This window comes from Pseudoalteromonas sp. C8 (genome assembly GCF_011378685.1).
GTDB classification, from domain to species: Bacteria; Pseudomonadota; Gammaproteobacteria; order Enterobacterales; family Alteromonadaceae; genus Pseudoalteromonas; species Pseudoalteromonas arctica.
In genome coordinates, this window is sequence record NZ_WTKT01000033.1 from 1 (window position 1) to 13,769 (window position 13,769).

Here is a 13,769-nt window from a genome sequence, read left to right on the forward strand (position 1 = left end):
GCCTATTAAGCAGTCATCACCAATGGTGATTGAGTGATTGGCTAATGGCGAGTCGAGAAGTGTGCAATTAATATTCATAAAAGTACGCTCACCAATAACTATTTGATTGCCGTAATCGCAATGAAAACCTGATTCTATAATTACACCATCACCCGACTTTAAAAATAACTCTTTGATACGTTTTAAGTTGCCTTTACTTGGGCTCTTATTAAATAAACGGCAGGTTTCACCTGCTTGCTTTCGCTGTGCTAAGTATTCTTTACTGATACTGTTAAATGACTGCATTGTATTTATCTTTATAACTTAATTAGTTATAGCTTACCGTACTTTTAGTTTTATTATTATTAGAATAAAACTGTGTTTTTTTTGCTCGTTCACTTGCCATTTAGGTTGTTTCGTTTAAAATCGCATAACTTTCGAAACGAAACTTAATTCACGAGCTTTATGACTAAACGAAACACACAACAGCGTCGTCACAATATACTGGTTCAGGTTAATGAACTAGGTGAAGTAGTTGTTGAAAAGCTAGCTGAGCAGTTTCAAACATCAGAAGTAACCATTCGAAAAGATTTAACCTCGCTTGAAAAAAGTGGCTTATTACTTCGTCGCTATGGTGGTGCTATTGCACTACCTAAAGAAATTGTTAGCGATGAAGTAGATTCAAAGCGCAAAGTAGCAATAGCAAAAGCGGCAGCCTCACTTATAAACGATCATAATCGCATTATTATTGATAGCGGACGCACTACAGCAGCGATGATCCCTGAACTTGCCAATAAACGTGGGCTCGTTGTTATGACCAATGCGATTAAAGTCGCTAGTCGTTTATTAGCACTCGAGAACGAGCCAACACTTTTGATGACCGGTGGAACCTGGGATCCGCATTCTGAGTCGTTTCAGGGGCAAGTTGCCGAAAATGTATTATGCTCTTACGACTTCGATCAGCTCTTTATTGGTGCTGATGGTATAGATGTAAAACGTGGCACAACAACCTTTAATGAGTTAGTTGGTTTGAGCCAAGTAATGGCAGAAGCGGCTCGTGAAGTAATTGTAATGGTTGAATCAGATAAGATTGGCCGAAAAATACCAAATTTAGAATTACCGTGGAAAATAGTAACCACATTAATAACCGACAATGGCTTAGCAGACGATAAACGCAAAGCAATTGAGGCGTGTGGTGTAAAACTAATTTGTGCTGAATTTGTTGAGTAGCCACAAAGTGGTAAATATACAAAATTATTGGAGAGATTATGTGTGGAATAGTTGGGGCAGTTGCAGAACGTCCAGTAAATAGAATTCTGATAGAAGGGCTGAAGCGTCTTGAATACCGTGGTTATGACTCAGCAGGCGTAGCATTGCTTGATGGCAATACACTTAATACTGTTAAAGCAGTGGGTAAAGTAGTTAACGTAGAAGCAGCTCTAGAAAAAGCAGGTGTTAGCGGTCATACAGGTATTGCACATACGCGCTGGGCAACACATGGTAGCGTTACAGAAGCAAATGCACACCCACATGTATCAAACAACCAGTTAGCACTTGTGCACAACGGTATTATTGAAAACCACGCTAGCCTACGTACGGCACTTAAAGCAGATGGTTACGAATTCTTATCAGACACTGATACAGAAGTAATGGTGCATTTAATTCACCAACTTCGTAAACAACACACAACGTTACTTGCATCAGTACAAGCAGCTGTTAAACAGTTTGAAGGCGCTTTTGGTACTGTTGTATTTGATAAAGACAACGACAACGAAATCATTGTAGCGCGCTCAGGTAGCCCTCTTGTTATTGGTTTAGGCCTTGGCGAAAACTTTATTGCGTCTGATCAGTTAGCATTACTACCTGTTACTCGTAGCTTCATCTTTTTAGAAGAAGGCGACGTAGCACGTATTACACGTGACACAGTAGAAATTTTTGATGCAGACGGTAACGCAGTTGAGCGTGAAGTGATTGAATCAAACATTACGCAAGATGCATCAGGCAAAGGCGATTACCGTCACTACATGCTAAAAGAAATTTACGAGCAGCCACTTGCAGTACGTAATACGCTTGAAGGGCGTTTAAACGACGACCGTGTAGCAATTGATGCCTTTGGCGAAAGCGCTCAGCAAATATTTAAAGATGTGAAACACGTGCAAATTATTGCCTGTGGTACGTCTTACCATTCAGGTATGGTTGCACGTTACTGGCTTGAGCAGTTTGCAGGCGTTAGCTGTAATGTAGAAATAGCTTCTGAATTTAGATACCGTCAGTCGTTTGTTCATGAAAATAGCTTACTTGTTACTATTTCTCAATCGGGTGAAACTGCCGATACGCTAGCTGCATTACGCCTAGCTAAAGAGCAAGGTTACATGGCCTCAATGACTATTTGTAACGTACCTGGCTCATCGCTTGTACGCGAATCAGACCTTGCCTTTATGACTAAAGCAGGCGCTGAAATAGGCGTGGCATCTACTAAAGCATTTACTACGCAGTTAGTTGGTTTGTTAATGCTTACTGCGTCTATAGCTCAGGAAAAAGGCCTTGACCAAAGCGCAATTGTAAATGCAATTAAAGTACTTCCAGCTAAGTTAGAAGAAACATTATTACTCGCTGATGGTATTGCAGATCTTGCAGAAGAGTTTGCCGACAAACACCACTCACTGTTTTTAGGTCGTGGCTCGCAATACCCAATTGCAATGGAAGGTGCGCTTAAACTTAAAGAGATTTCGTACATTCACGCAGAAGCTTACGCAGCGGGCGAGCTAAAACACGGCCCACTAGCACTTATTGATGCCGACATGCCAATTATTGTTGTAGCACCTAATAACGAATTGCTAGAAAAACTTAAATCAAACGTAGAAGAAGTACGCGCACGTGGCGGAATTATTTACGTATTCGCAGATAAAAATTCATACTTTGAGTCAGACGACACAATGCGTGTAATCAACGTAAACCACACTGACGATATTATTGCGCCAATTGTTTATACACTGCCATTGCAGTTACTGTCGTACTACGTAGCGGTAATTAAAGGTACTGACGTTGACCAACCACGTAACTTAGCTAAATCGGTTACGGTTGAGTAAAATCAATAGGTTGGTAATTACCTGTTAAAGATAAAAAGGCGCTCAATGCGCCTTTTTTTGTACCTCAAAGCCTGTTAGATTAAATAACACACTACTTTCTAAAGGATTAGTCATGCGTTTATTAACCGCTGTTTTTATATATAGTTTATTTTCATTGTTTTCTAATAGCGCACTTGCAGAGCCTGATTTGAAGCAGCAAACCATTAGCTATACACAACAAACACATACTATCAATTCAGTAATTTTAAATGAGCTACGTACCGTTGTAGTTCAACTTCCAAAGAGTTACCAAGCTAATACAAACAAAGTTTATCCTGTAATTTATCGCCTAGATGGCGCAGGTAATATACCGCTTATAAGTGCTGTAATGGATCGGCTGCAAAATAATAATCGTGCGCCTGAGGTTATTATTGTCGCTATTGAAAACACTAATCGCTTAAGAGATTTATACCCTACAGTTAATAAAGAGCCACAAGGCCCGGTAGGTGAAGGCGGAGGCGCAGCAAAGTTTTTAGCATTTATTGAGCAAGAGCTTATGCCCTTGATTAATAAAAGCTATCGTACGCATAACTTTAATGTGATTGCTGGGGGCTCAGCAGCAGGCGTGTTTGCACTTTATACTATGCAAGCTAACCCTGAGCTTTTCCAAGCGCATATTGCTTACAGCCCTGCCGTTTGGTGGAACTATGGCGCATCGGTAAAAGCGACTAAGTCGTTTATTAATAAATCAAAAGACCTGAATAACTATGTTTATATAAATATTGGCGAAGAAGCTGGCTTAATGCGTGAGCGATATAATGAGCTGCAGCAAGCTTTACAATCTAATAGCTTGCCAAATTTACGCTTTTTCAGTGACGCATTTGAAAATGTATCGCATAACTTAACATCTGCCGCTGGGGCCTTTAATGCTTACCATCATTTATTTTTACCCAAACAAATGCCCATGAGTGCTTTAAGCGATGATATAGAATCTATTGATGTTTATTATAAAAAGTTATCTCAGCAATGGGGGGAGCAAATAACACCTCCGGAGGCGGCTGTTAGGCAACTTGGTTACAACCTAGTAAATATGCAGCAATATGAGCGGGCTGTGGCAGTATTTAAGCATAATGTTAAGCATCACTCACAATCTGTTGATGCACTATGGGGGTTAGGTTATGGCTATGAATTACAAGGTAATATACAACAGGCACTTATTAAAATAGAGGCTGCTTTAAATGTCGTAGATACCACATACCCCTATTTAGATACCTTAAAAGAGACTAAAAGTAGATTACAAACACTGTTAAATAAAACCCAGTAATATAAAAGGACAATGCGCGGGGGTAGCCTGCGCTTACAGTTGCCTTTACAACACGCCGCTGATATTTAAATCACTAATCTCTACTTAATAAGCGCTAAATACGCTAAAATTGCAGGCTAACTTTTTAGCAATGAGCCCGTAATATTCATGACCTCAGCCACAAGCCCTAGCACTTTTTCCGAACTTGGCCTTATTCCAGAGCTATTAGCTCGATTAACCGATTTGGAATATACCCAGCCAACACCTATTCAAGCTAAGGCTATACCTAGTGTGCTTGCGGGTAGTGACCTAATTGCAGGGGCAAATACCGGTTCAGGTAAAACAGCAACGTTTGCATTACCTATGTTGCAAAAAGCTTTCCTTGAGCAGGGCGCTAAAAATACTGCCAGCAAAGGTAATTTTGTAACGGGGCTTATTTTAGTACCGACGCGTGAGCTTGCTACGCAAGTGGCCGATAGCGTTAAATCGTATTCTGCTAACTTTAATGGCGCAATTAAAACGGTGGCCGTGTTTGGTGGTGTGTCGGTTAATACACAAATGCAGGCACTGCGCGGCGGCGCCGATATTATTGTGGCAACACCTGGTCGCTTACTTGATTTAATCTCAAGCAATGCGATTAAGCTCGATAATGTAACTACGCTTGTGCTTGATGAAGCCGACCGTATGCTAAGCCTTGGCTTTACCGAAGAGCTGGCTGACCTTTTAGCGTTAATGCCTGCTAAAAAACAAACCATGTTGTTTTCAGCAACTTTCCCTGAGCAAGTTAAGCTATTAACGCAAGAGCTTTTAAACGACCCAGTTGAAATACAAGTACAAAACAAAGATGAAAGCACCTTAGTACAGCGTGTTTTTACCGTAAACAAAGGTGAAAAAACCACAGTTTTAGCACATTTAATTAAAACGCATAAATGGCGCCAAGCGCTGATTTTTGTGAACGCTAAAAAAGACTGTGAGCACCTAGCGGCTAAGCTTGAAAAGCGGGGTGTTAATGCACAAGTTTTCCATGGCGATAAAGGCCAAAGTGAGCGAACTCGTGTAATAGAAAAATTTAAAGCGGGCGAAATCGAAGTACTTATCGCAACCGATATTGCTGCACGTGGTTTGGATATTGAAAAGCTGCCAGTGGTAATAAACTTTAATCTACCACGCAGTCCTGCTGATTACATGCACCGTATTGGTCGAAGCGGCCGTGCTGGTGAAGTAGGCTTAGCGCTTTCATTGGTTGATTATGAAGATTTGCATCACTTTAAAATAATCGAGAAGAAAAACAAACTACGCCTAGAGCGTGAAGAAGTAACCGGTTTTGCTGTAAACCAAGCAAACCTTGATGCAGCTGATGCGCTTAAAAATGAAAAGCCAATGGCAAAACCAGAAGGCACAGGCAAGAAAAAGAAAAAAAATAAAGCCGATGATATAGATGATGTGTGGAGTGGCTGGCGCCGTAAGTAACAATAGAGCTAAATAAATAGCTGTAAAAACCCGTAATTAGTAAACCTAATTACGGGTTTTTTGTTTTGTGGCTTTAACTTAAAGCGTTAGTTTTAAATTAATGGTCGTGATCTTCATCTTCTGTTTCTTGTGCAATCCCTAACCAGGTAATGCTTGCAGGTGGAAAAGTTAACTCTAGCTCACTTTCAATTTCTAGATCTTCAAGGTGTACTTGCACTATGTGTTGAGCAATTGGATCGGCAATATAAGCAAACTGACCACTTTGCGCCACTATCATACTAAAGCTCATTCCTTCGGGCATTGTGGTTACGTCTGCTTGAGTAATATCTACTTGGCCTGCGAGTTCCCAGTGCATTTCACCGTCATGTTCATGCCCAGTAAGTACATTTAAAAAGCCTAGGCTGTCGAGTATTAAAAAGTGTTCACCACTGGCTGAAAAAGAATAAGAAACAGCACTTGCGCCATCAGCAAGTTGCCATTCTACTTCTTCCATTTCGGCATTTTCAGGATGAATGCTAAGCAATACTGAACCACTGCCATCATGCCCTGCGGCAATACCAAAAATTGTGTCATTGCTTTTATGGCCGTACAAAGCACCAATGCGCTGATCGCCTACGGCATCTATATTTACAACTTTTTGAGCGCTGTATACATCACCTTGCTGATGGGCAATCAATACACCATCACCACAACCAAATACAACATAATCGTGATTTTGTGCTGCGCCGTGTAAATCGGGGCAGGTTATTTCAAACGTTTGCTCTAGTTCGTAATTACCATCGTGAAGATGATAAACACCCACTTGATCGGGAAGTACTTTGGCATTAGATGTATTACTTGCATCGTCGCGGCGAATGGTTGAGAGTAAATGCTCGCCGCGAGGCTCAGCTACACCATGCATGTTAATGTCGTAGTTAATGCCCGTTAGTGTAGCTGTTGTATTGGTAATATCGTTATCGGTTAGCACTTCTACTGAGGCAGGCGTACCGGTTTCTGCATCGCCATCGTAAAATATTGCTAATTGCCCGTCGTGAGTTATTAAGTGTGTAGGGCGACTACCACTTGTTAGCTCGTAGCTGCTAAACGCAGGGCCTTGCTCATAATCATGCAAGTGCTCTGCGTGATCTTCGCGCCACATACCGCCGTCTATAAACCCTAGGTAATCTTGAGTACGATTAGCAATAACAGCATAACGAAAGCCTGGTGATGCAGATAACGTGTTTGAGTCATTGTTTAGTGTAAATGTATCAAGTAATTCGTTGTTATCTAAATCAAAAAAGCTAGCTTCGTTACTGTCACCTGCCAGAACGGCAAGTCTGCCAAGTGAGTCTATGGTATAGCCGTCGTCATGGTCGTGATCATCGTCATGATTGTGCTCGTCTTCTACAACAATAGGATCTTTTTCCACAATGTTGGTTTCTGCATCGCCACAGGCCGTAATAAATGTAGCGCTAATAGCGAGTGCAATAAGCTTTAATTGATATAGTTTTTTCATGTTTATTTCCTTTAATTATAATTTTTTAACGCTTAAAAATAACCGCGAATACCTAGCGCAAAACTACGTCCTGGACGTGGCGCTATATCCTTTACAAACGAGCTGTGCACGCGTGCTTCTGTATCTGTTAAGTTAGTGCCTCGTAGGTACACAGACATATCTTGGTTTAACACTGAAAGGTCGTAAGAGATGCTCGCATCAACTAAGGTGTAACCGTCTGTGGCTGTTTCTTGTGGGGCTGTGCGGTCTTGCTTTTGATAGCGAGTTACATGAATATGCGCACTGAGTTTATCTGTTTGATAGCTTAGCTCGCTGCCAAAACGAAGCGGTGGTGTACGGGGTAAATCGCCGCCGTCTTTAAGGCGTGCACGAACGTAGTCAGAGAATACATCTAGCTTAAACTCATCTGTTAATTGCCACGCAATTTGCGCTTCAAAACCGTGTAAAATTACATCATCTGTTTTAAATAAATAAACGGGTAGCTCTGATGAATGGTCGTGTTCGTCAGCGCCTTCTTCTTCATCGCCATGGTCGTGTCCACTTTGTGCGTATAAACCGGTGTCTATTTGGTAATAATAGTTATCTACTTGGTTGTAAAAGGCATTTAAAATAAAGCCAACATCGCCTTGAGTTTTACGTAGGGTTAAATCGATATTATTGGCTGTTTCCAGGTCAATTGCTTGTTCAGATAAACCCAAATGGCCATCTTCATCTAAATCAAATAGTGCGCCTACTTCGTAAGTGCCAGTGCCAATATGCGGCCCAAACGATAACAACTCAGAGGCAGAAGGTGCACGTTCAGAGCGCGATACCGAAAGCCCTAAGTTATAGTTAGATGTAAAATCCCATACTACCCCTGCCGATAAACTGACTGGCGTAAATTCATGCTCTACATCAAATACGCGAGTGGTTTCTGCGCTTTCTTCGTGGTCATGATCATGCTCGTCGACTTCTTCTGCTTCATCGTGTGCGTGAGCGTCAATATTTGGCAGTAATACGTCGCCTGCTTCAATTGTTACTCGCTCAATACGCCCACCTACCTGCACTAAAAAATCACCAAAGTGCCTTTCTTCCATTAACGCTACAGCAAAGCTTTCGGTTTCTGATGGAGGAGTAAAGGCCTCTTCACCTTGTGCTTCAACATCGCTTTGCTTGTAATGAAAGCTAATACCGCCATTCCATTCGTTAAATTGGTTATGCAGTAGGTCTATGCGTAATTCGTTGGTTTCGTTTTTAAAGGTAGTGCCAACAGCGCCGCTCTCAATTTCAGCGTGTTCGTAGTCGGTATGGCCAGCGCGGAGATTTATTTTGTTTAGCCATTTATTATCTAGGTTGTACTCACCTAATAATTGCACTTTAGTTTGCTCTAAATCAGCAAATACGCTTTCTTCTTCGTCGTTGTGTTCTTCCTCTTCTTCCTCGCCGTGCGTATGACCCGGAATACCGTATTGACGATTAAATTGCTCTACTGCTAAGCCAATAAAGCCGTTATCCATTAAATAGCTAGCGCCAACAGTAAAACCGTCAGACTCTTCATTACTGTTTTCAACTTTGTAATCGCCACGATGCTCTTCACCATCGCTATCTATATCGGCAGCTACAGGTACCTCGTAGTCATCGGCTTCACGCCAAAATGCATCGGCGTAAAAAGCCATAGAGTCTGTACCTGTGGTGGCATTAAACGAGGCCACTTTTTGGTTATCTACCGAGTTATGTTCTAGGTTCCATTCACCACGCGTGGTGCTGTCGGTAGGTACGCGGTTATCTACTACATTAACCACACCACCAATTGCGCCACTGCCATAAAACAGCGTTGCAGGGCCGCGTAATACTTCAATTTGTTGTGCGGTAGACGCCTCCGATGCAACAGAGTGATCGGGCCCAACGCGCGAAACATCACTAACATCAAGGCCATTTTGAGTAATAAGTACGCGAGGGCCGCTTAAACCACGAATAATAGGCGTACTGGCTACTTTACCGTGAAAATTTGTATTAACGCCTGGGAGTTTTTCAAGGCTGTCGCCAAGGGTTGCAGCTTGTTGTCGTCTTAGTTGTTCGCCAGATAAAACACTAACAGGCGATGCAGATTCCATTGCCGACATATGAATAGGGGTCGCTTCAATATCAATAACTTCAATAGGCGAGCGCTTTAAATTAAAAGTAACCGATTGGTTTTCATCATTAGTTATTGTTATATCGCGATGAAGATGCGCATAACCAGGGGCTACAACGTGAAGCTCTTTTAAGCCATTTTTTAGTTCTGTTATAACAAATCTACCGTTTTCATCGGTGGTTACTTTAAGATCTGAGCCTTCAACTTCTACCGTTGCATTGGTAACTACTTTACCTTTGTTGTTTAAAACAACGCCTTCTATTGTGGATGCAAGCACACTAGCCGGCAATAAAGCTGCTATGAGAACAGCTAATTGCGATCTACGTTTCATTTGACTACCCTTTTGGATGTTATATTATATCAATTATGCGAGTAATGTTATAATATATCAACAGTAATTAACTGATGTTATTAAAATGTCTCCTTAAAAGTAACGTTTTTGAGTGGAGACACTGATTTAGTAGAGGAAATAATGAAGTCGAGTCAAAGTGTTATGGATCGTATGGCAATAGGGTTATCGGTAATATGCACAGTGCATTGTTTTGCAACCCCGGTTATTTTAGCGTTATTACCAAGCTTTGCTGTAATGCAAATAGATAGTGAGCAATTTCATTTATGGATTCTTGCGGCGGTAATGCCAACCAGTTTGTTGGCATTGAGTTTAGGCTGTAAAAAACATAAACGTACACGTTATATGGTGTCTGGTGTAACAGGCTTAGCTTTTATGATATTTGCCGTATTGCTAGGCCATGAAGTGCTCGAAAAAGCGCTAACCTTAATAGGCTCAGCGTTTATTGCTGTAGCCCATTGGTTTAATTATCAGCAATGTCTTAAACAGAATGACGACAACTGCCCGTGTTCAGGCGGTGAGCCAGATCAAGTGGTTTAATGCTATAAGTGCTGGTGGTTTAAACGAAAGCTATACTGGCACTTTATTTTTTATTTAAACTTTGTTTTTTTAGATAGCTTAAATATTCGCTAAAAGTACTTTAAAGTAGGTACTTAATTTATTTTTAGCTTAGGTTAACCAATACAGTGCCTCTTATTTTAAAATCTCTTTTGCTTTTAAGCGCCTTAATATGTTTTAAATTAAGCGCAAATACCCCTTATTCAATACCCCGAAGTAACGTGGTTGAGCTCATTGAGCCCGTTAGCGAGCGGGCGTATCCTGTGTATATTCAGCTTCCTAAATCATACCAAAAGCAGCCTAATAAAACGTATCCAGTTATTTATGTAACCGATGCACCGTATACCTTTCCCATCGTTGCTGGGGCTACACGATTCCCTATGAATAGTGGCAAAATGCAACAGGCTATTATTGTAGCAATTGGCTATGAAAAAGGGTCCGCTGGCTCTAACAGCCGAATTAGAGATTACACGCCTACCTTTGCAAAAGATTGGAAAAAGCAAACAGGTAATGCCAAAGGGCATATTCAGTTTTTACAAAGTACAGTTTTCCCTTTTATTGAAAAAAACTATCGGGCCAGTAACTTACAAAGAACCTACATGGGGCATTCGTTAGGCGGTTTATTTGGCGCGACTATTTTATTAACGACACCCGATTTATTTAGCAATTATATTATTGGCAGCCCATCGGTTTGGTTTGATAACAATGCACTATTAGCGTTAAAAGTGAATAAGCCAAAATTGCCTATAAGGGTATATATATCAGTTGGATCTATGGAAACGCCAGCTTTCGGCGAAGGGCAAAATATGGTTGAAGGTGCTAAGCAGCTAACGCAAAAAATTAATGCGCTTAAAAGTGACAATATAGAATTAAAAAGTGTTGTTATTGACGGCGCTAATCATGCAACCGCATTTCCAACAACAGCAATCCAAGGCCTAGATTGGGTGCTGGCTGCAGAATAATGAAGTATGATTTTTATATCGGTTCGTACTAATATGTTGCTTTAGAAAAATTAATAAGGAAATTATATGTCGGTTGAATTATGGTCAGATGATAGGTTGAATCGAAAACAAGAAGGACAATGGCTTGTTCAGTTTTTAACGAGTAAATACGCAATATTAGAGGCTGAGCATAGTAAAAACTATGTATTAAATGTCAATGCAGAATGGGGCTTTGGTAAAACATATTTTATTAATAACCTCGCAGAAGAGCTAAAAGAAAAGAAGCATGTAGTTGTATGTTTTGATGCATGGAAAAATGATTTTTCTGAAAATGCTTTACTTAGTTTTATTGCTGAAATAAATGAAGAATTGACTAATCAAGGCTTACTTAGTGCGACCGATGGTAAATTAGCTGGTATTGCAAGATCAATGAAAAACGCAGCACTTCCTTTACTCGGTGGTTTTTTTACTAAACAGCTTTTTGGTATGTCTCTTCAAGGGGTTGAGGCTTTACTTGAAGATGAGCAAGAGAGTGAGGGGGCTTCTGTCAAGGGGGCTGAACAGCCTGGTTTGTCAAAAGATATTACTACTGTTGCTTCTTCAATCTCTACAAAGGCAGCTGAATTAGCACTAAAAGAGTATCAAACAACAAAAAATGCTATAGGCCATTTTAGGGAAAACCTAAGGCTATTAGTAGAAGGTTTAGAAGGTAGCGCTTCATTCAAAGCTCCTCTATTTATCTTGATTGATGAGTTAGATCGTTGCAAGCCTTCTTATAGTATCCAATTGTTAGAGACGATTAAGCATTTATTTAATGTCGAAGGCGTCTACTTTATTGTCGCTACTGCATCAGAGCAGCTAAGCCATTCGATTAATGCTGTCTACGGTGAAAAATTCGAATCTAAACGTTATTTAAATCGATTTTTTGATCAAGAATATTCACTTAAAAGCCCAGATAAAGAAAAGTACTGTAACTTTATTTGGTCAAAGTATTTGCCTAATGAAACTGTGTTCGTTCCGGTTTTCCAAGCGGATAATAAATCAGAAGATATAATAAATATTGGCATACTCAGTAAGGTTGCGGAGTATATGCGGGCTGGTTTAAGGGATATTGAACAAGCAGTTAAGCTTTTATATGCAATTCAATTAACACAAGAAAAGACTGATTATCTATTTTCATTACCTTTGTTTTATATCATTGTGTTAAAAATCAGACACCCCGAAATTTATCCGTATTTCAAAAATAAATGGGGCCGAATATCTTCAATCAAACACACGGTAGTAAATTTGCTGAGTTTCAACAAGATAACTTTGATTTAGCGACTACTTACAAAGGTATAATCGATTATAAAATAAGTGAATCAGTAAAGCTGTTTTGTGATCCAAATACTAAACTTTATACTCCTGATTTAACTCCTCCTCAAGGACGAGGTGTACCTGTAAAAAGCTTAAAAGATCATATAGAAAAAGGACTTTATGATGCGAATAGAAATCGAGGGTTTAAGTTAATTAAAGATTTATCGAATTACATACATATAGTTGAGCAAGCGGGTCAGCTATCTTAAACAGCAGTCTATATGAGTAAAGGTTATCAGCTAGGTTATTCAGTTTTTTTTTAACAAGCACAAAAAAAGCGACTACCCAATATGGTGTCGCTTTTTTAGTAAGTATTATTAGCTTATACCAATCCGCAATAATACTTAATCATTTTGCGGGGCTAAACGTGTCGCTACCTGCGTTAAAAAATTCTCAATTAGAACAACTAAATAGCGAATTTTTTGCCTGGCTACCAACTCGTTTTTCCGCCCTCAAAATAGATCACTTAATTAAGCAGATTGGTATTACTTATAAAAGGCTTCAACAGTGCCTTTTCTTGTAAGTAAAAGTGGTTGTCCGCGACGATCAAGGCCTTTTGGAGATGCAAACTTTATCCAACCTTCGCTGATGCAGTATTCTTCAACATCAAAACGCTCTTTGCCGTTGAACGTGATACCAATATCGTGTTCAAAAACTTCTTCCACATGATGTGGGCTACGTGGATTAATAGAAAGGCGATCTGGTAAAGCAGGTTTTGCGGTAGTGTCGTTCATGGTCATATTCTATATTGAATGAAGTATGCGCTATTGTAGGCAATACAAAGCTTTCGCTCAAGAGAGATAGTAGTAAATGTGTTTAAAAATGTACTAATTAATGAGTTGTGTATACAAATGAGATTGCGCTTGGAAAATATTTACAGAGGAGGTTTTGAAGATATTCGACTAAATAATTATAAAGGTAAATATATTAATGGGTTATCTCTAACCCACTAAATTGTTTAGCAATTAGATGCTAACAATGTTCTCAGCTTGTGGACCTTTTTGACCTTGAGTAACAGTAAACTGTACACGTTGGCCTTCAGCTAAAGTTTTAAAACCGTCGCCAGAGATTGCGCTAAAATGTGCGAACACGTCTGCGCCAGATTCTTGCTCGATAAAACCAAAACCTTTTGCTTCG

11 protein-coding genes and 1 pseudogene are annotated in these 13,769 nt (G+C 40.1%); 7 read left to right on the plus strand and 5 right to left on the minus strand.

The window, feature by feature from the left end; all coding sequences use genetic code 11:
• Positions 1–285: pseudogene (locus GQR39_RS19660) on the minus strand (sugar O-acetyltransferase); the annotation flags it as partial.
• A gap of 159 nt (positions 286–444) precedes the next feature.
• On the opposite strand from GQR39_RS19660, the gene GQR39_RS19665 reads away from it, so the two are divergent.
• The 4 genes from GQR39_RS19665 (at position 445) to GQR39_RS19680 (ending at position 5,820) form a co-directional block, all read left to right on the plus strand.
• Positions 445–1,209: a DeoR family transcriptional regulator gene (locus tag GQR39_RS19665; RefSeq protein WP_165736397.1), complete on the plus strand. Its 765-nt coding sequence runs from the start codon at positions 445–447 to the stop codon at positions 1,207–1,209.
• Between the two features lie 38 nt (positions 1,210–1,247).
• Positions 1,248–3,068 carry a glutamine--fructose-6-phosphate transaminase (isomerizing) gene (gene glmS / locus GQR39_RS19670; protein ID WP_165736398.1) on the plus strand — a complete coding sequence of 607 codons (1,821 nt, stop codon included), beginning with the start codon at positions 1,248–1,250 and terminating at the stop codon, positions 3,066–3,068.
• Positions 3,069–3,180: 112 nt separating this feature from the next.
• The gene (locus tag GQR39_RS19675) at positions 3,181–4,371 is read left to right on the plus strand and encodes an alpha/beta hydrolase-fold protein (RefSeq protein WP_165736399.1); all 1,191 of its coding nucleotides are present in this window, start codon (positions 3,181–3,183) and stop codon (positions 4,369–4,371) included.
• Positions 4,372–4,518: 147 nt separating this feature from the next.
• On the plus strand, positions 4,519–5,820 hold the full coding sequence (locus tag GQR39_RS19680; protein ID WP_165736400.1) for a DEAD/DEAH box helicase: 1,302 nt from the start codon (positions 4,519–4,521) through the stop codon (positions 5,818–5,820).
• Between the two features lie 97 nt (positions 5,821–5,917).
• Here GQR39_RS19680 and GQR39_RS19685 read toward each other — a convergent pair whose 3' ends face one another.
• A complete protein-coding gene (locus GQR39_RS19685) occupies positions 5,918–7,315 on the minus strand; it encodes a hypothetical protein (RefSeq protein WP_007580420.1) in 1,398 nt (465 codons plus the stop codon).
• A 32-nt stretch (positions 7,316–7,347) separates the two neighbouring features.
• The gene (locus GQR39_RS19690; RefSeq protein ID WP_165736401.1) at positions 7,348–9,759 is read right to left on the minus strand and encodes a TonB-dependent receptor; all 2,412 of its coding nucleotides are present in this window, start codon (positions 9,757–9,759) and stop codon (positions 7,348–7,350) included.
• Positions 9,760–9,900: 141 nt separating this feature from the next.
• Here GQR39_RS19690 and GQR39_RS19695 point away from each other — a divergent pair, with 141 nt between their 5' ends.
• The 3 genes from GQR39_RS19695 (at position 9,901) to GQR39_RS19705 (ending at position 12,596) form a co-directional block, all read left to right on the plus strand.
• On the plus strand, positions 9,901–10,317 hold the full coding sequence (locus tag GQR39_RS19695) for a MerC domain-containing protein (protein ID WP_165736405.1): 417 nt from the start codon (positions 9,901–9,903) through the stop codon (positions 10,315–10,317).
• A 146-nt stretch (positions 10,318–10,463) separates the two neighbouring features.
• Positions 10,464–11,297, plus strand: a complete 834-nt coding sequence (locus GQR39_RS19700) for an alpha/beta hydrolase-fold protein (protein WP_165736402.1) — start codon at positions 10,464–10,466, stop codon at positions 11,295–11,297.
• Between the two features lie 66 nt (positions 11,298–11,363).
• On the plus strand, positions 11,364–12,596 hold the full coding sequence (locus GQR39_RS19705; RefSeq protein WP_165736403.1) for a P-loop NTPase fold protein: 1,233 nt from the start codon (positions 11,364–11,366) through the stop codon (positions 12,594–12,596).
• 521 nt (positions 12,597–13,117) lie between these two features.
• Here GQR39_RS19705 and GQR39_RS19710 read toward each other — a convergent pair.
• Entirely contained in the window at positions 13,118–13,366 is a 249-nt protein-coding gene (locus tag GQR39_RS19710) for a DUF3297 family protein (protein ID WP_002963088.1), read from the minus strand.
• A gap of 231 nt (positions 13,367–13,597) precedes the next feature.
• Positions 13,598–13,769, minus strand: a 172-nt coding sequence (locus GQR39_RS19715; RefSeq protein ID WP_165736404.1) for a cold-shock protein, incomplete at its 5' end; no start/stop codon positions are given.